The 16,715-nt window shown below is 73.6% G+C and carries 14 protein-coding genes; 6 read left to right on the top strand and 8 right to left on the bottom strand.

Translation table 11 applies throughout. From position 1 onward, the window contains the following. Positions 1 to 74 precede the first annotated feature (74 nt). Positions 75 to 1,838, bottom strand: a complete 1,764-nt coding sequence (locus E4N63_RS11945; RefSeq protein WP_125623591.1) for a biotin carboxylase N-terminal domain-containing protein — start codon at positions 1,836 to 1,838, stop codon at positions 75 to 77. A 385-nt stretch (positions 1,839 to 2,223) separates the two neighbouring features. Between E4N63_RS11945 and E4N63_RS11940 the strand changes: the two genes are divergently transcribed. Next, a complete protein-coding gene (locus E4N63_RS11940; RefSeq protein WP_185831179.1) occupies positions 2,224 to 2,736 on the top strand; it encodes a hypothetical protein in 513 nt (170 codons plus the stop codon). 112 nt (positions 2,737 to 2,848) lie between these two features. Here E4N63_RS11940 and E4N63_RS11935 read toward each other — a convergent pair whose 3' ends face one another. From E4N63_RS11935 to E4N63_RS11925, 4 genes are all read right to left on the bottom strand, one after another. After that, positions 2,849 to 3,490 carry a nucleoside triphosphate pyrophosphatase gene (locus E4N63_RS11935; RefSeq protein ID WP_125623592.1) on the bottom strand — a complete coding sequence of 214 codons (642 nt, stop codon included), beginning with the start codon at positions 3,488 to 3,490 and terminating at the stop codon, positions 2,849 to 2,851. A gap of 89 nt (positions 3,491 to 3,579) precedes the next feature. Next, positions 3,580 to 3,714 carry a morphogenic membrane protein MmpB gene (gene mmpB / locus E4N63_RS30575; protein ID WP_267134219.1) on the bottom strand — a complete coding sequence of 45 codons (135 nt, stop codon included), beginning with the start codon at positions 3,712 to 3,714 and terminating at the stop codon, positions 3,580 to 3,582. A 107-nt stretch (positions 3,715 to 3,821) separates the two neighbouring features. Beyond that, positions 3,822 to 4,028, bottom strand: coding sequence for an acyl-CoA carboxylase subunit epsilon (locus E4N63_RS11930; RefSeq protein ID WP_043465570.1), 207 nt, complete (start codon positions 4,026 to 4,028; stop codon positions 3,822 to 3,824). 94 nt (positions 4,029 to 4,122) lie between these two features. Beyond that, entirely contained in the window at positions 4,123 to 5,712 is a 1,590-nt protein-coding gene (locus E4N63_RS11925) for an acyl-CoA carboxylase subunit beta (protein ID WP_230240616.1), read from the bottom strand. A gap of 272 nt (positions 5,713 to 5,984) precedes the next feature. Between E4N63_RS11925 and E4N63_RS11920 the strand changes: the two genes are divergently transcribed. Together E4N63_RS11920 and E4N63_RS11915 are read left to right on the top strand one after the other, a co-directional pair. Next, positions 5,985 to 6,866 carry a biotin--[acetyl-CoA-carboxylase] ligase gene (locus E4N63_RS11920; RefSeq protein WP_125623594.1) on the top strand — a complete coding sequence of 294 codons (882 nt, stop codon included), beginning with the start codon at positions 5,985 to 5,987 and terminating at the stop codon, positions 6,864 to 6,866. Between the two features lie 437 nt (positions 6,867 to 7,303). Next, entirely contained in the window at positions 7,304 to 8,386 is a 1,083-nt protein-coding gene (locus E4N63_RS11915; protein ID WP_228430244.1) for an adenylate/guanylate cyclase domain-containing protein, read from the top strand. Between the two features lie 309 nt (positions 8,387 to 8,695). Here the strand turns inward: E4N63_RS11915 and E4N63_RS11910 are convergent, their stop codons facing one another. Together E4N63_RS11910 and E4N63_RS11905 are read right to left on the bottom strand one after the other, a co-directional pair. After that, positions 8,696 to 9,799, bottom strand: coding sequence for a sensor domain-containing diguanylate cyclase (locus E4N63_RS11910; RefSeq protein ID WP_125623617.1), 1,104 nt, complete (start codon positions 9,797 to 9,799; stop codon positions 8,696 to 8,698). Positions 9,800 to 10,112: 313 nt separating this feature from the next. Beyond that, on the bottom strand, positions 10,113 to 10,922 hold the full coding sequence (locus tag E4N63_RS11905; RefSeq protein WP_230240615.1) for an enoyl-CoA hydratase/isomerase family protein: 810 nt from the start codon (positions 10,920 to 10,922) through the stop codon (positions 10,113 to 10,115). Positions 10,923 to 11,076: 154 nt separating this feature from the next. On the opposite strand from E4N63_RS11905, the gene hutH reads away from it, so the two are divergent. Beyond that, positions 11,077 to 12,633, top strand: a complete 1,557-nt coding sequence (gene hutH, locus E4N63_RS11900) for a histidine ammonia-lyase (protein WP_230242446.1) — start codon at positions 11,077 to 11,079, stop codon at positions 12,631 to 12,633. A gap of 267 nt (positions 12,634 to 12,900) precedes the next feature. Here hutH and E4N63_RS11895 read toward each other — a convergent pair whose 3' ends face one another. Then, positions 12,901 to 13,242, bottom strand: a complete 342-nt coding sequence (locus E4N63_RS11895) for a hypothetical protein (RefSeq protein WP_185831180.1) — start codon at positions 13,240 to 13,242, stop codon at positions 12,901 to 12,903. Between the two features lie 467 nt (positions 13,243 to 13,709). Between E4N63_RS11895 and E4N63_RS11890 the strand changes: the two genes are divergently transcribed. Together E4N63_RS11890 and E4N63_RS11885 are read left to right on the top strand one after the other, a co-directional pair. Next, positions 13,710 to 14,990 (top strand): Ig-like domain-containing protein, encoded by a 1,281-nt coding sequence (locus E4N63_RS11890; protein ID WP_125623597.1) that lies wholly within the window; start codon positions 13,710 to 13,712, stop codon positions 14,988 to 14,990. Between the two features lie 199 nt (positions 14,991 to 15,189). Then, positions 15,190 to 16,650, top strand: coding sequence for an ABC transporter permease (locus tag E4N63_RS11885; protein WP_230240614.1), 1,461 nt, complete (start codon positions 15,190 to 15,192; stop codon positions 16,648 to 16,650). Positions 16,651 to 16,715: the final 65 nt, after the last annotated feature.

Raw genomic sequence — 16,715 nt, 5'->3', positions numbered from 1 at the left:
GCGGCCCGGGAAATGCCGCAGCCCCGGCCGTCGGGCCGGGGCTGCCGCGTGGTGGGTCCCCCGCGCGGGCGGGCTCAGTCCTTGATCTCGCAGATGACGGCGCCGGAGGAGAGCGCCGCGCCGACCTCGGCGGCGAGGCCCTTGACGGTGCCGGAGCGGTGCGCGTTGAGCGGCTGCTCCATCTTCATGGCCTCCAGGACGACGACCAGATCGCCCTCGTTGACCTGCTGGCCCTCTTCCACGGCGACCTTGACGACGGTGCCCTGCATGGGCGAGGCGAGGGTGTCGCCCGAGGCGGCCGCGCCGGCCTTCTTCGCGGTCTTCCGCTTGGGCTTCTTCTGCCCGGCGGCCGGGGCGGACGCCACACCCAGCGAGGCCGGGAGGGAGACCTCCAGCCGCTTGCCGCCGACCTCGACCACGACCGTCTCGCGGGTCTCGGCCTCGGCGTCCTCGGAGCCGGGGGCCGCGAACGGCGGGATCTCGTTGGCGAACTCGGTCTCGATCCACCGGGTGTGGACGGTGAACGGCTCGCCGGAGCCGTCGAGTTCGGGGGCGAAGGCCCGGTCCTCGACCACCGCGCGGTGGAAGGGGATCGCGGTGGCCATGCCCTCGACCTTGAACTCGGCCAGCGCGCGGGCGGCCCGCTGCAGGGCCTGCTGACGGGTGGCGCCGCTGACGATCAGCTTGGCGAGCAGGGAGTCCCACGCCGGGCCGATGACGGAGCCGGACTCGACACCGGCGTCCAGCCGCACGCCCGGGCCGGACGGCGGGGCGAAGACGGTGACGGTGCCGGGGGCGGGGAGGAAGTTGCGCCCCGGGTCCTCGCCGTTGATCCGGAACTCGAAGGAGTGGCCGCGCACGGCCGGGTCCCCGTAGCCGAGCTCCTCTCCGTCGGCGATCCGGAACATCTCGCGGACCAGGTCGATGCCGGTGACCTCCTCGGTGACCGGGTGCTCCACCTGGAGGCGGGTGTTGACCTCCAGGAAGGAGATCGTGCCGTCGACGCCGACGAGGAACTCGACGGTGCCGGCGCCGACGTAGCCGGCCTCCTTGAGGATGGCCTTGGAGGCGCGGTACAGCTCGGCGTTCTGCTCCTCGGAGAGGAAGGGCGCGGGGGCCTCCTCGACGAGCTTCTGGTGGCGGCGCTGGAGCGAGCAGTCGCGGGTGGAGACGACCACCACGTTGCCGTGGGTGTCGGCGAGGCACTGGGTCTCGACGTGCCGCGGCTTGTCCAGGTAGCGCTCGACGAAGCACTCGCCGCGGCCGAAGGCGGCGACCGCCTCGCGCACCGCGGAGTCGTACAGCTCGGGCACCTCTTCGAGGGTGCGGGCAACCTTCAGGCCGCGGCCGCCGCCGCCGAAGGCGGCCTTGATGGCGATCGGCAGGCCGTGCTGCTCGGCGAAGGCCACGACCTCGTCCGCGCCGGAGACCGGGTCGGGGGTGCCGGCGACCAGGGGCGCGCCGGCCCGCTGGGCGATGTGCCGGGCCGCGACCTTGTCGCCGAGGTCGCGGATGGCCTGCGGCGGCGGACCGATCCAGATCAGGCCCGCGTCGATGACCGCCTGGGCGAACTCGGCGTTCTCCGAGAGGAAGCCGTACCCGGGGTGGATGGCGTCCGCGCCGGACTCGGCGGCGGCCCCGAGGACTTTGGACATGTCCAGATAGCTGGCTGCCGGGGTGTCACCACCCAGCGCGTAGGCCTCGTCGGCCGCGCGGACGTGCAGAGCGTCCCGGTCCGGATCGGCGTAGACGGCTACGCTCGCGATCCCGGCGTCCCGGCAGGCGCGGGCAACGCGGACAGCGATTTCGCCACGGTTGGCGATGAGCACCTTGCGCACGATGGCTCCCTCCTTGAAACAAGGCGAGTTTAGGGACTGCCGACACGCCATGCCGAGGCGCCTCAGGGGGTGACCTTCCCCACACGCACGGTCAGGCCACCGGTGTCCAACTGCCGAAAGTCCTTGTCGTGCAAGGATAAGCGCGCCTCACCGGGGCCGTGGTCGAGCGCCGGTGTGGGCAAGGTCTCTGTCGGGGCCCCAGGTGGGCGGGTGGATTTTTTTGTGGGGTCCCTACGAAGCCCGGCCGGAAACTTTGCCGGGTGGTCGCTTCCTCGCCGCAGCCTTCGCAGACCCCTTGTCCTACGGCATTACCCGTTAGTAGCGTGCCGCACGTCGTCTGATACTCGTGGTAACAGACCGAGCGGTGGGAAGAGGGGTGGGTCCGGTGGCTCGCAGACCGGTGGCGCTCGTGGCGGCGGTGGTGCTGATGGCCGAGGCGCTGGGCATCGTCTGGCTGCACTGGTTCCTGGGGAAGGTCGTGGACGGCCAGCGCATGTCGCTCGCCGGCCTGGACCCGGACCACATGTCGGCCGGAACCCTGGCGCTGGGCATCGGCTTCGGGCTCTACCTGTTCGCCTGCGGGGCGGTGCTGCTGTACAGCGCGTTGCGCGACCGGGCGCCGAACCGCTTCTTCCGCGTTCTGCTGATCGCCTGCGCGGTGGTGCACGCGCTGCTGGGGGCCCTGACGGTCGGTCTGGTGGGCTGGGGCGCGTTCGCGTTCATGATGCTGGTGTTCGGCCTCGTCGTGCTCTCGCTGATCGCTTACGGGGAGCCGGGCCGCGGCAGGGCCGCCCGGCGCGGCGCCGCAGGTCGCGGCGGAGCCGGCGGAACGGGACCCGGCGGGACGGTCCCCGGGCCCCAGCCGCCGGTCGTCCCGGGCACCCCCGGAGCGGCCTGAGCGGGCCCGCCGCGCGGCGGGTGCCCCGGCTCCCGTCCGGCTCCCGTCCGGCTCCCGTCCGGTGCCCGGGGCGGGCGCCCGGGCCCCCGCGGGTCCGGTCCGGTGAGCGGCCTCAGACCGCCGGCGCGACGTCCTCGCGCACCCACAGGTCGGTGATCCGCAGGTCCAGATCGGCGAGGAGCGCGCGCAGGGTCGGCAGGGACAGCCCGATGACGTTGCCCGGGTCGCCGTCGATCCCGTCGATGAACGGCGCCGACCGCCCGTCGAGCGTGAACGCGCCCGCCACATGGAGGGGTTCACCGCTGGCGACGTAGGCGGCGATCTCCTCGTCCGACGGCTCGCCGAACCGTACGGTCGTGGACGCCGTCGCCGACACCTGCCGTCCGCTCACCGTGTCGATGACGCAGTGCCCGGTGCGCAGCACGCCCGAGCGGCCCCGCATGGACTTCCAGCGGGCCGTCGCGTCCTCCGCGCCGTCCGGCTTGCCGAGCGCCCGCCCGTCCAGGTCCAGAACCGAGTCGCAGCCCACGACCAGCGCCCCCGCGGCCTCCGCCCGGCCGGCCACCGCGGCGGCCTTGGCCTCCGCCAGCAGCCGCGCGAGTTCGCCCGGGGTCTCCGCGGTCAGCGCGTCCTCGTCCACCCCGCTCACGATGACCTCGGGCGCGAGCCCGGCCTGCCGGAGCAGGGCGAGGCGGGCCGGGGAGCGGGAGGCGAGAACGAGCGTGCGGGGTACGGCGGATGCGTTGTTCGGCATGCGGGCCAGCGTATAGAAGCGGCCGCGGGGGCGGCGGGGACTCCGGGCGGCGGAAGGCGGCCGGGGCGCGCGGGCCGCCGGGAAGGGCGTCAGCCCTGGAAGCCCAGGATGAGCAGCAGGACCATGATCACCGCGACCGCGAGCACCCCTCCGGCACGCCGCAGCATCTCCTCGGTGTCGCGGAGGTCCCGGGGCGGTTCGTCGGAGGGGTCGGACCACAGCATGCGTCCGATGATCCGCCGGAAACGGCGGTGCCGCCTGAGTACGGATACTCAGGCGGCACCGCTCCGTTCGCGGGGCCGGGAACGGGCCGGAGCGGGCCGGACGCGCCTCAGCGCGGCCAGTACGAGCTGCGCCAGGCCGTGGGGCCGGGGTGCGGCAGCCTGCGGCCCGGCACGTTCCGCGCCGGGTCGGCCCATTCGTCCAGCTGCTCGGGCGCCGCGGTGGCGGACGAGGCCGCCGAGGCGCGTGCCTGGACCACCGCCAGTGCGGCGGCCAGCTCCTCCGGGGTCGGATTGCCCCGTACCACCTTGAACATCGCCGGCCTTCCTTCCTCGGCTTCCGCCGTGTCCGCTTTCACCCCGTACGTACCCGCTGTACCGCTGCTCCTCACCGCCCGCCGGGCGGGCCTGCTACAGCGGGATGTTGCCGTGCTTCTTCGGCGGCAGGGACTCGCGCTTGGAGCGCAGGGTGCGCAGGCCCCGGGTGATGTGACGGCGGGTCTCGGACGGCATGACCACCGCGTCCACATAGCCCCGCTCGGCCGCGACGTACGGGTTGAGCAGCGTGTCCTCGTACTCGGCGATGAGCTGCTGCCGCAGCTCCTCCTGCGCCTCGGGCGTCTCGGCCGCGGCGAGCGTCCTGCGGTGCAGGATGTTCACCGCGCCCTGCGCGCCCATCACCGCGACCTGGGCGGTGGGCCAGGCGAGGTTGAGGTCGGCGCCGAGGTGCTTGGAGCCCATCACGTCGTACGCGCCGCCGAACGCCTTGCGGGTGATGACCGTGATCAGCGGGACGGTCGCCTCCGCGTAGGCGTAGATCAGCTTGGCGCCGCGCCGGATGATGCCGCCGTACTCCTGCTCGACGCCGGGGAGGAAGCCGGGGACGTCGACGAAGGTCAGCACCGGCACGTTGAAGGCGTCGCAGGTGCGCACGAAGCGCGCGGCCTTCTCGGAGGCGTCGATGTCGAGGCAGCCGGCGAACTGCATCGGCTGGTTGCCGACGATGCCGACGGGGTGGCCCTCGACCCGGCCGAAGCCGGTGATGATGTTCGGCGCGAAGAGCGCCTGGGTCTCCAGGAACTCGCCGTCGTCCAGGACGTGTTCGACGATGGAGCGCATGTCGTACGGCTGGTTGGCCGAGTCCGGGATGATCGCGTCCAGCTCGCGGTCCTCGTCGGAGGTCTCCAGGTCGGCCTCCTCGGGGAAGGCCGGGGGCTCGCTGAGGTTGTTCGACGGGAGGTAGGAGAGGAGCGCCTTGACGTATTCGATGGCGTCCTTCTCGTCGCCCGCCATGTGGTGCGCGACCCCGGAGGTGGCGTTGTGGGTGCGGGCGCCGCCCAGCTCGTCGAAGCCGACGTCCTCGCCGGTGACGGTCTTGATGACGTCCGGGCCGGTGATGAACATGTGCGAGGTCTGGTCGACCATCACCGTGAAGTCGGTGATGGCGGGCGAGTACACCGCGCCGCCCGCGCAGGGGCCGACGACCAGGGAGATCTGCGGGATCACCCCGGAGGCGTGGGTGTTGCGGCGGAAGATCTCGCCGTAGAGACCGAGGGCGCTGACGCCCTCCTGGATGCGGGCGCCGCCGGAGTCGTTGATCCCGATGACCGGGCAGCCGTTCTTCAGCGCGAAGTCCATCACCTTGACGATCTTCTGGCCGAAGACCTCGCCGAGGGCGCCGCCGAAGACCGTGAAGTCCTGGGAGAAGACGGCGACGGGGCGGCCGTCGATGGTGCCGTAGCCGGTCACCACGCCGTCACCGTACGGGCGGTTCTTCTCCAGGCCGAAGTTGGTGGAGCGGTGCCGGGCGAACTCGTCCAGCTCCACGAAGGAACCCTCGTCGAGCAGCAGATCGATCCGCTCCCGAGCCGTCAGCTTGCCCTTCGCGTGCTGTTTCTCGACGGCGCGCTGCGAGCCGGCGTGCGTGGCCTCGCCGATGCGCCGCTGCAGGTCCGCGATCTTTCCCGCGGTGGTGTGAAGGTCGATTTCCGGCTCGGACATCGGGATGCGGCTCCTGCTCGTCCTGGTGGGGGCTACCTGGTTACCGCCTCGTAGCGTATCGGCGGCACTGTGTCCTGCGAGTGCGGCGTTGGCCACATCTCCGCAGGCCGGGTACCCCGCGCGGAGGGGCGCGTGCGGTGAGCGCGCGCTCCTTGTGCGCGGGGGACGCGGCCGGGCGGCGCGATGTGGGCGATCGCACAGGGGCGCGCCGGAGCGGGCGGGGGCGTACGCTCCGGCACGCCGGCCGCCCGTTCCCTGCCTACGCTGGCCCCATGACTGCCACACCGTCCGGCGGATCCGCGCCGGAACCGCCCGGCCGCTGGTCCGATCTGGAGCGGCCGCCGCTGAACGCCACCGGGCTGCGCCGCGCCCTCGTCCGCCCCGGCGGGCTGTGGACCTCGCTGGACGTCGTCGAGGTCACCGGCTCCACCAACACCGATCTGGCGGAACGGGCGGCGGCCGGAACCGTCCCCGAGGGGGCGGTGCTCGTCTCCGAGGAGCAGTCGGCGGGCCGCGGCCGGCTCGACCGCCACTGGGTGGCGCCGGCCCGCTCCGGGATCTTCGCCTCCGTCCTGCTGCGGCCGGGACCCGCCGTCCCCGTCACCCGCTGGGGCTGGCTGCCGCTGCTCGCCGGGGTGGCCACCGCGACCGCCGTGTCCCGCACCGCGGGCACGGACACCGCGCTGAAGTGGCCCAACGACCTGCTGGTGACGGTGGACGGGGAGGAGCGCAAGGCGGGGGGCGTCCTCTCCGAGCGCGTCGGCGACGGGGACGTCGTCCTCGGCATCGGCCTCAACGTGTCGCTGGGCGCGGACGAACTCCCCGTGCCGGGCGCGGGCTCGCTCGCCCTGGCCGGAGCGGTCTCCACGGACCGCGACCCGATCCTGCGGGCCGTCCTCCGCTCACTCGAACAGTGGTACGGCGACTGGCGCGCGGCCGAAGGCGACCCGGCGCGCAGCGGAGTCCTGGAGGCGTACGCCGCCGGCTGCGCCACCCTCGGCCGGACGGTCCGGGCCGTGCTGCCGGGCGACCGGGAGATCAGCGGCGAGGCGGTCGCCCTGGACGGGGACGGGCGGCTGGTGCTGCGGACCGAAGGGGGCGGCCGGGAGGCCGTCGGCGCGGGCGACATCGTCCACCTGCGGCCCCGCGGGTGAGAGAGCGGCCGGAGAGAGTGAGCCAGCACACACCTGACGTATCGTTGAGGCGGCCGGGGACAGCGTCCCGGGCCCGTCCGGGTGGCGGACCCGGACGGCACGGCGAGATGTGATCGGAAGGGCTGTGCGCACGGATCGGACAGGGGGCGGGCAGTGATCGTCGACGACGCGGGCGCCGGCGAGGGCTCGGAAGGACCGGATGCCGGCGGTGCCCCCGGCGACGGCGCGGGCACGGCCGGCGGCGAGCGGGCCGGGGAGGGCGCCGAGGGCTCCGAGGGCTCGGAGGAGGGCCCGGACGGCCGCTCGGAGGAGGGCCCGGACGAGGGCCCGCCTCCCGGCGCGGAGCGGCCGGACACGGGCGGCCCGCCCCGGTGCCCCCCGGCGCCGGAGCCCCGTACACGGCGAACGCCTTCGCGGGCTCGCACGACTCCGACGAGGTGGAGGAGACCGAGGACAATCCCCTCGCGATCCGCCTGGAGCAGCTGATCCTGGGCGCCGAACGCCAGTACACCCCCTTCCAGGCGGCCCGCAGCGCCGGGGTGTCGATGGAGCTGGCCTCCCGCTTCTGGCGCGCCATGGGCTTCGCCGACATCGGCCAGGCCCGGGCGCTGACGGAGGCCGACGTGCTGGCGCTGCGGCGGCTGGCGGGCCTCGTCGAGGCGGGACTGCTGAGCGAGCCGATGGCCGTCCAGGTCGCCCGGTCCACCGGCCAGACCACGGCCCGGCTCGCCGACTGGCAGATCGAGGGCTTCCTGGAGGGCCTCACCGAGCCCCCCGAGGAGGGGATGACCCGCACCGAGGTCGCGTACCCGCTGGTCCAGCTGCTGCTGCCGGAGCTCCAGGAGTTCCTGGTCTATGTGTGGCGGCGGCAGCTCGCGGCGGCCGCCGGGCGCGTCATCCAGACCCAGGACGACGAGGAGATGGTCGACCGGCGGCTGGCCGTCGGTTTCGCGGACCTCGTCGGCTTCACCCGGCTCACCCGGCGGCTGGAGGAGGAGGAGCTCGGCGAGCTCGTCGAGGCGTTCGAGACGACCGCGGCGGATCTGGTCGCGGCCCGCGGCGGCCGGCTCATCAAGACCCTCGGCGACGAGGTGCTGTACGCGGCGGACGACGCGGGCACGGCCGCCGAGATCGGCCTGCGGATGATCGAGACACTGGCCAACGACGAGACCATGCCGGAGCTGCGGGTCGGCATCGCCTTCGGCACCGTCACCACGCGCATGGGCGACGTCTTCGGCACGACGGTGAACCTCGCGAGCCGCCTCACCTCGATAGCGCCGAAGGACTCGGTCCTGGTGGACGAGGCGTTCGCGGCGGAGCTGATGCGGTCCGGGGACGCGCCGGAGTCGGAGGCCGAGGCGGCCGCGGCGGAGAAGGAGGGCGCGGAGCCGCCGCACCCGTACCGCTTCGCGCTCCAGCCGATGTGGCAGCGCCCGGTCCGCGGCCTGGGGGTCGTCGAACCCTGGCTCCTCACCCGCCGTCCGGAGCGACGGCCGGTGTCCCCGCCGGCAGAGCCGTAACGGGGCCCGACCGCGCGGTGTGGCGGCCCGCGGCCGCGACGGAGTACCGGGCGGGAGCTTGCCGAGGACGGGCGCTCGCGCGGGGCGGGGGCGTTCGGCCGCACTCGGCCCGGCGGGAGGCCGTCACCCGGCGCCGGGACCGGGCCGGCCGGCGACACCGCGGGGGACGGAGACGGGCGCGATCCGGGGAGGCCCGTACCCGGGGAAGCCGTACCTGCGCCTGCGCCTGTGCCTGGGGGACGCCTGTATCCGGGGAGCCCGCCTCTCCGGGAAGCCTGCTCCGGGAACAGCAGGACCCGCGCCGGAGGCTCAGCGGCCGCGGAACCGCCGCCGCTCCGGTCCGGGGGCGGGAGCCGTCGGTGAGGCGTCGGCCATCCGCACGACCGGATCGTCGGGCCCCCCGTCCCCCGCCACGACCGGCCCGTCGGCGCGGGCCGCCTTCGCCCGGTACTGTGCCGCGTCCGCCAGCCGGAACAGCCGCCGCGCGGACGGCACGGGACCGATCGGCTGCCCCGTCGAGGCCACCCCGCAGGCGACGCCCTCGCCGAGATCCAGTTTGGCCGCGCGGTGGCACAGCTCGGTCGCTGCCCGCACCACCTCCTCGGTGGGCGGGCCGACGGTGACGAGACAGAACTCGTCACCGCCCAGCCGCGCCGCCAGCGCCCCGGGGAGCATGGCCCCGCAGACCGACAGCACGGAGCCGAAACGCTCCAGCAGCCGGTCGCCGACCGCGTGCCCCAGGGTGTCGTTGACCTGCTTGAGCCCGTTGATGTCGCAGACCACGAGGCTCACCACGGTCCCTTCCGCCCGGTGCCGCTCCAGCGCCTCCTCCAGCCGGACGTCCACGGCCCGGCGGTTGGCCAGGCCGGTCAGCGGGTCGGTGAAGGCGAGCCGGCGGGCCTCCGCGAGCCGCTCGGTCTGGGCGATCCCGGAGGCGGCCACCGCGGCGAGGACCGTGGCGAACCGGGCGTCCTCCCGGTCGAAGACGGGGACGCCGGCGGGCCGCGCCACATAGAGCTCGCCCCAGGCGCGGCCGTGGAGCACGATCGGCGCGACCACACAGCAGCCCCGCCCGCGCCGCCGGAGGGCGGCGACGCGCTGGTGGCAGTACGAGCCGGGCCCGCGGTCGCGGGGCGGGCCGTCGGCGGTCTCCACCCAGGCGTCGGGCTCGCCGCCGCCCGCCCACCGCTCGTGCAGGAATTCGGCGATCTCGGGGAAGTCGCGGACGGGATACGACTCGTTCTCCGGGAACTCCTCCTCGCCCGGAGCGAGTTCGCCGACGTTGACCAGGACCCGGAGCCGCCCGAGGTCCCGTTCCCAGGCGGAGATCGCGGCGAAGCAGCCGCCGAGGGCGCTCCGGGCGCCGAGCGCGGCGGCGCGTGCCGTCTCGCGGGGGGTCTGGGCGGCGGCCATCGCCTGGGCCAGCGCCACCACGGCGGCCAGCCGCGCATCGCCCCCGCCGTCACCAGCCACCCGGCACCTCGTGTTCCGTCACTGTGGGCCCATCCTTCACCCCAGACTAGGAACATTTCCCGGTGAGCGCCCTCCTGGGGAGGGCTTCTTCTCCGGTCCGAAACCCGGCCGACGCCGCTCCGCCGCCGACGGCCCCGCGGCCGCCGGACGGGCCGCGACGGAGGGGCGCCGGGTTCGCCGGTACGGGGGCCGGCGAACCCCGCCTCCGCCGCGTGCCCGCAGCCGGTTCCCGCGCCCCTTCAGCCGTCCCGGTTCACTCCCCGGGCCAGTCCGGCGCCCGCTTCTCGTTGAAGGCCGCGACGCCCTCCGCGCGGTCCCCGGAGAAGGCCACCGCCCGCCAGGCGCCGTCCTCCACCTCCAGGCCGGCGCGCAGGTCCAGCCCGTGTCCCAGCCGGAGGGCGCGCTTCGCCGCGCGCAGGCCGACCGGGGAGTTGGCGGCGATGCGGGTGGCGAGGGCGAGGGCCTCCTCGCGGTCCCGGCCCTCGTCCGCGAGCTGGTCGACCAGGCCCAGGGAGAGCGCCTCGGCGGCGGCCACCCGGCGCCCGGTGAAGATCAGCTCGGCGGCCCGCGCGGCACCGACCCGGCGGGGCAGCAGCTGGGTGCCGCCGCCGCCCGGGATCACGCCGACGGACACCTCCGGGAGCCCGACCACGGCCGTGGGATCGGCGACGATCAGATCGCAGGAGAGGGCGATCTCGAAGCCGCCGCCGAGGGCGAACCCGTGCACGGCGGCGACCGTGGGCATCGGCAGTTCGAGGACACCGGTGTAGGCGGCCCGGTTGACCGGCCTCTGGCGCAGCAGTTCGGCGTCCGTGAAGGAGTTGCGCTCCTTGAGGTCGGCGCCGACACAGAAGGCGCGCTCGTGGCTGGAGGTCAGCACCACGACCCGCGCCGAGGGGTCGGCGGTGAGGGCGTCGCAGGCCTCGGTGAGGCGGCGGGCCAGCTCGGTGGAGACGGCGTTCATGGCCCGGGGGCGGTCCAGGACGAGCTCCGCCACATGGGTGCCGTGCCGCCGGACGGCGATCCACTCGCCGTACCGCACCTCGTCCGCCGCGCCGCCCATCGCCGCCTCCTGTCCTCAGTCGTGCATCGTGTTAACGATCGTTCATCCGATCATGTCAGGCGCGGGGCGGCCGGGCCAGGGGCGGTGCCGGACGGCTGTGCGGCCCGCGTCGTGACAGAACATGATTCAGAACTTAGGGTGCCTGAATATGAATATGCACACCGTGGTGCTGGGATCGTCCGGCGTGAGCGCGGACGACGTGATCGCCGTGGCCCGCGGCGGGGCCCGGATCGAGCTGTCCGCCGGAGCCCTCGACGCGCTCGCCGCCTCCCGGCGGGTCGTCGACGCGCTCGCCGCCCGCCCGGAGCCCGTGTACGGCGTCTCCACCGGCTTCGGCGCCCTCGCCGTCCGCCACATCGGCCCCGAGCTGCGCGGCCGCCTCCAGCGGAACATCGTCCGCTCGCACGCCGCGGGCATGGGCGCCCACGTGGAGCGCGAGGTCGTCCGCGCCCTGATGTTCCTCCGGCTCAAGACCCTCGCGTCGGGACATACGGGGGTGCGGCCGCTCGTCGCCGAGACGATGGCCGCCCTGCTCAACGCCGGCATCACCCCGGTCGTCCACGAGTACGGATCCCTCGGCTGTTCCGGCGACCTGGCGCCGCTCTCCCACTGCGCCCTGACCCTCATGGGCGAAGGCGAGGCGGAGGGGCCCGACGGTGCCGTGCGCCCGGCCGCCGAACTGCTCGCCGAGCACGGCATCGCCCCACTCGACCTGCGCGAGAAGGAGGGCCTGGCCCTCCTCAACGGCACCGACGGGATGCTCGGCATGCTCGTCATGGCCAACGCCGACCTCGCCCGCCTCCTCACCTCCGCCGACATCACCGCCGCCCTCTCCCTGGAGGCGCTGCTCGGCACCGACCGGGTCCTCGCCCCCGAACTGCACGCCGTCCGGCCCCACCCGGGCCAGGCCGCCAGCGCGGACAACATGCTGCGGATGCTCGCCGGCTCCGGGCTCACCGGCCACCACCAGACCGGCTACGACGGCCTTCAGGCCGCCCCTCGCGTCCAGGACGCCTACTCGGTGCGCTGCGCGCCGCAGGTGGCCGGTGCGGGCCGTGACACCCTCGCGCACGCCCGCCTCGTCGCCGACCGGGAACTCGCCGCCGCCGTGGACAACCCCGTCGTGCTGTCCGACGGGCGGGTCGAGTCCAACGGCAACTTCCACGGCGCGCCCGTCGCGTACGTCCTGGACTTCCTGGCCGTGGCCGCCGCCGACCTGGCGTCCATCGCCGAGCGCCGCACGGACCGGCTGCTCGACAAGAACCGCTCCTACGGGCTGCCGGCCTTCCTCGCCGGTGACCCGGGAGTCGATTCCGGGCTGATGATCGCCCAGTACACGCAGGCGGCGCTGGTCGGTGAGCTGAAGCGGCTGGCGGTCCCGGCCTCGGTCGACTCGATCCCGTCCTCCGCGATGCAGGAGGACCACGTCTCGATGGGCTGGTCCGCCGCGCGCAAACTGCGCACGGCCCTCGGCAACGTGAACCGGGTCATCGCCGTGGAACTGGTGGCCGCCACCCGCGCCCTCGAACTGCGCGAAGGTCTCGCCCCGGCCCCCGCCACCCGCGCCGTCCTGGAGGCGGTGCGCGCGGCGGGCGTCGCGGGCCCGGGCGGCGACCGCTTCCTCGCCCCCGACCTGGCCGCGGCGGACGCCTTCGTGGCCTCCGGGGCCCTGGTCGCGGCGGCGGAGACGGTCACCGGACCGCTGGCCTGACAGCCCGGTCGCCTCCGGACGCGAGGACGCGAAGAGACGAAGAGGCGAAGGGGCGAGAAGTCGAGACGGAGAGGCAGCGACGGCGGGACGCGAAGAGCCCGCCCGGGGAGCCCTCGATCCCGGGCGGGCAGAGCGCGTGCGGAGAAGTCCGTTGACGGCTCCGGCGGAGCCGGTGCGGCAGCCGGAAGAGCGTTCGTGCGGGCGTCCGTTCAGCGCGGAACGCGACGGGGACGTCCGGCCGGGACCGGTGTCCCGTGCTCGGACGACTCAGATGAGGGTGCGCGAGCGGCGTCCGGCGGAGGAGACCAGCGCGGCGCCGAGGCCCAGGAAGAGGGTGCCGCCCAGCAGGTACGGGGTGGTGTCGACGCTGCCGGTGTCGGCCAGCGCGAGTTCCTCGGCGTCCGTGACCGTCTCTCCCGCGGCGGGGCCGGAGCCCGCGGCGGGATCCGCCTCCTCGGCCGGCGACTGGCCCTGCATGCGATCCCCGACCTGTTCCGCGGCCGGAGCTCTGCCCTCTTCGACGGTCGCGTTCGCGGACGGCACGAACCACAGGGCGAGCAGCATGGCCCCCGCGGCGGAGGCGGTCAGCAGTGGTCGGCGTGCGGACACGTCATGGACCCCTTGCGGTGCAGGTTGGTTGAACGGCCGGGTCCGATAGTAGTGAAGGTCACGGGTCATGGGAAAGTCCGGAGGGCGAGCGGTACTCTCGCCAGTGTCCCGCCTGCCGCGGATCGTCCGGTCCTGGTGTATTTCGCGGCAGTTGGGGATGTCCGGCCGCCGCGGGGGCCGGGGGCTCGGGGCCGGGAACTGCGGAAGCAAGCCGTCCGGTCAGGGATGGAAACCCGCGGACGCGGGCAGGCGCCCCACACGGCAGGCGTCTGAAGACACGAAGGGGTGAGGAGCGGCGCGGGACAACCGGTCACTCTTCGGAGGGCCGTGTCCGGATCGGGTACGCACGTGGCGTGCGCCACACTTCCGAGACCCGTGGAACGGGTCGACGGGTCCGGGTGTTCTTACTGAGCACTGGCCGGAAGACTCGCTTGCGGCTTCCGGCCCGCGACCCGGGGACAGTAGCAATGGAGAAGCGTGTGATGACGACAGGTAAGCGGCGGAAAGCGGTCGTCGCCGCCGCCGCGCTGCTCAGCGGCGTGCTGACGCTCACCGCCTGCGGGGGTGGCGGCAGCGCTGACTCCGACGGCAAGGGCGGGGACAGCGGTGACAGCGGAAAGCAGTCGCAGGTCGACCGGGCGGCTGCCAAGGACGCCTCGGACGCACGAATAAGGATCAGCCCCAAGAACGGCACCGACAACGCGGGCATCAACAACGACGTCCGGGTCACCGTCACCAAGGGCAAGCTCTCCGATGTGTCGATGACGGCTGTCGCCTCCGGCGCGGAGATCCCCGGGAGCCTGTCCGGCGACGGCAAGAGCTGGAAGCCGGACGGCTCGCTGGAGCGTTCGACCAAGTACAAGATCACCGCCACCGCGGAGGACTCGGAGGGCCGCAAGGCCACCGAGCACTCCACCTTCACCACCGTCTCGCCGGACAACAGCTTCCTGGGTTACTACACCCCCGAGGCCGACTCCACCGTGGGTGTCGGGATGCCCGTGTCGATCAACTTCGACAAGAGCATCCAGAACAAGAAGGCCGTGCAGTCGGCGATCGAGGTCAACACCACCAGCGGCCAGGAGGTCGTCGGACACTGGTTCGGCACCCAGCGGCTCGACTTCCGGCCCAAGGAGTACTGGAAAGCCGGCTCCACGGTCACCGTCAAGCTCGGCCTCGACGGTGTCGAGGGATCGCCGGGCGTGAAGGGCGTCCAGGACAAGTCGTTCAGCTTCAAGATCGGCCGCAGCCAGGTCTCCACCGTCGACGTCAAGAGCAAGACGATGTCGGTGGTGCGGGACGGCAAGGAGATCAAGAACTTCAAGATCTCCGCGGGCAGCTCCGAGAACCCGACCTACAACGGTCAGATGGTGATCTCCGAGAAGTTCAAGGAGACCCGGATGAACGGTGCCACCGTCGGGTTCACGGACGACGACGGCAAGGGCGAGTACGACATCAAGGACGTGCCGCACGCCATGCGGCTCTCCACCTCCGGCACCTTCATCCACGGCAACTACTGGGGCGCCGACTCCATCTTCGGCCAGGCCAACACCAGCCACGGCTGCGTCGGTCTGAACGACGTCAAGGGCGCGGACGACCCCGGCCAGGACGGCGCCTGGTTCTACAACCAGTCGCTCATCGGCGATGTCGTGACCGTGAAGAACTCCCCCGACAAGGAGATCGCCCCGGACAACGGCCTCAACGGCTGGAACATGGACTGGAACGAGTGGGTCGCCGGTAGCGCGATCTGACCCGCACCGGAGCGATCCGGGCTTGCACACGCCGCGCGCGGCGTGACGCACCACCGCCGGGCGGTGGCCGACAGGACCGTCGGCCACCGCCCGGTGTCCGTCCGCCACCCTCCACCGCGTCGCCGGCCGGTGCCGTTTCTCACCCCGCTCTCATCGGGGCCTCAGCCGTCCCTCACCGCGGCTGCCTACCGTCGCCCGCATGTTCTTCACCTACCTCCGGCGCGAGCTGCGCCGCCGCAGAAAAGCGGCGCTCGTCGTCGCCTCCGGCCTCGCCCTGGGCATCGCCCTCGTCATCGTCGTCACCTCCGTCTCCGCGGGGATGAAACAGGCCCAGGCCCGGGTCCTGGAGTCCCTGTACGGACTCGGCACCGACATGACCGTCACCAAGGCGCAGGAGCAGCCCGAGGAGGGCGAGGCCCCGCAGCGCCCCCGCTTCCGCTTCGACGCCGGCGAGGAGGGCGAGGAGCAGAGCGACGACCGGCTGATGGTGCAGGGCTTCGAGACGCTCGACGCGAGCACCGTGGGAAAGGTGGCCGGGCAGGAGGGCGTCGCCGACGCGGTCGGCGGCCTCAGCCTGGTGAACCTGAAGATCAGCGGTAGCTTCGAGCGCGGCGAGATCGGCGCGGCGCCCGGCCCCGGCGCCGGAGACGGCGGCGACAGCGGCCGGGGCGGCGGTGAGATCCGCGGCGGGGGCGCCGACTTCGGTATCGAGTCCTTCACCGTCTACGGCACGGACGTCACCGAGCCCGCTCTCGGACCGCTGACCTCCTCCGCCCTCACCGAGGGCCGGACCTTCGAGAGCGGTGAGACCGACGCCGAGGTCGCCGTCGTCGACAACGCCTACGCCCAGCGGGAGGACCTCGCGGTCGGCGACGAGATCTCCGTCAAGGGCACGGAGTTCGAGATCGTCGGCATCGCGACCGCCGACAGCGGCTCCGCCGCCGCCGATGTTTACATCCCGCTCGAGCGGGCCCAGACCCTGTCCGACTCCAAGGACGAGATCACCACGGTCTATGTGCGGGCCGAGGACTCGCAGGCCATCGGCGCGGTCAAGTCCGCCATCCAGAAGAACGTGACCGGGACGACCGTCACCACCTCCGAGGACCTGGCCGCCACCGTCTCCGGCTCCCTCAGCACCGCCGCCGACCTCGCGTCGAGCGTCGGGAAGTGGCTGTCCGTCGTCGTCCTCGCCGCCGCCTTCCTGGTGGCCGGGCTGCTGACCTCCTCGGCCGTCAGCCGCCGGGTACGGGAGTTCGGCACCCTCAAGGCGCTGGGCTGGAAGAGCGGACGGGTGACCCGGCAGGTCGTCGGCGAGGCCGTGGTCAACGGACTGCTCGGCGGGGCCCTCGGCATCGCCCTCGGCCTCGGCGGCGCCTACCTCATCACCGCGCTCAGCCCCGGCCTCACCGCCGAACTCGCGCGCGGGGCCGGGCTGTCCGGCGGCGGCCGGATGGGCGCGGGGCCCGGCGGCGGACCGGGCGGCGGTGGCGGCGCGGCCGCGGCACAGAGCATCGACATCGCGCTGACCGCACCCGTCGCCCTCGGCACCATCGGCCTCGCGGTCGGCCTCGCGGTCGCCGGCGGACTCGTCGCCGGAGCCTTCGGCGGCTGGCGCGCCGCCCGGCTGCGCCCGGCCGACGCCCTCAGCCGCGTCGCCTGACCGGCGGCTCCCGGCCCTCCCGGCCCCTTCCGACCCGTCCTCTCCCGACCCGTCTTGTCCAGGCC

Origin of the sequence: Streptomyces sp. MNU89 (genome assembly GCF_020982505.1) — a bacterium.
Classification (GTDB): Bacteria; Actinomycetota; Actinomycetes; order Streptomycetales; family Streptomycetaceae; genus Streptomyces; species Streptomyces xinghaiensis.
This window is presented reverse-complemented; position numbering and strand designations above follow the sequence as displayed.

Coding starts and splice junctions, on each gene's coding strand:
- E4N63_RS11935 (WP_125623592.1), bottom strand. CDS start 3,490: ATGCCGAACAACGCATCCGCCGTACCCCGCACGCTCGTTCTCGCCTCC.
- mmpB (WP_267134219.1), bottom strand. CDS start 3,714: ATGCTGTGGTCCGACCCCTCCGACGAACCGCCCCGGGACCTCCGCGAC.
- E4N63_RS11930 (WP_043465570.1), bottom strand. CDS start 4,028: ATGTTCAAGGTGGTACGGGGCAATCCGACCCCGGAGGAGCTGGCCGCC.
- E4N63_RS11925 (WP_230240616.1), bottom strand. CDS start 5,712: ATGTCCGAGCCGGAAATCGACCTTCACACCACCGCGGGAAAGATCGCG.
- E4N63_RS11920 (WP_125623594.1), top strand. CDS start 5,985: ATGACTGCCACACCGTCCGGCGGATCCGCGCCGGAACCGCCCGGCCGC.
- E4N63_RS11910 (WP_125623617.1), bottom strand. CDS start 9,799: ATGGCCGCCGCCCAGACCCCCCGCGAGACGGCACGCGCCGCCGCGCTC.
- E4N63_RS11905 (WP_230240615.1), bottom strand. CDS start 10,922: ATGGGCGGCGCGGCGGACGAGGTGCGGTACGGCGAGTGGATCGCCGTC.
- hutH (WP_230242446.1), top strand. CDS start 11,077: ATGCACACCGTGGTGCTGGGATCGTCCGGCGTGAGCGCGGACGACGTG.
- E4N63_RS11890 (WP_125623597.1), top strand. CDS start 13,710: ATGGAGAAGCGTGTGATGACGACAGGTAAGCGGCGGAAAGCGGTCGTC.
- E4N63_RS11885 (WP_230240614.1), top strand. CDS start 15,190: ATGTTCTTCACCTACCTCCGGCGCGAGCTGCGCCGCCGCAGAAAAGCG.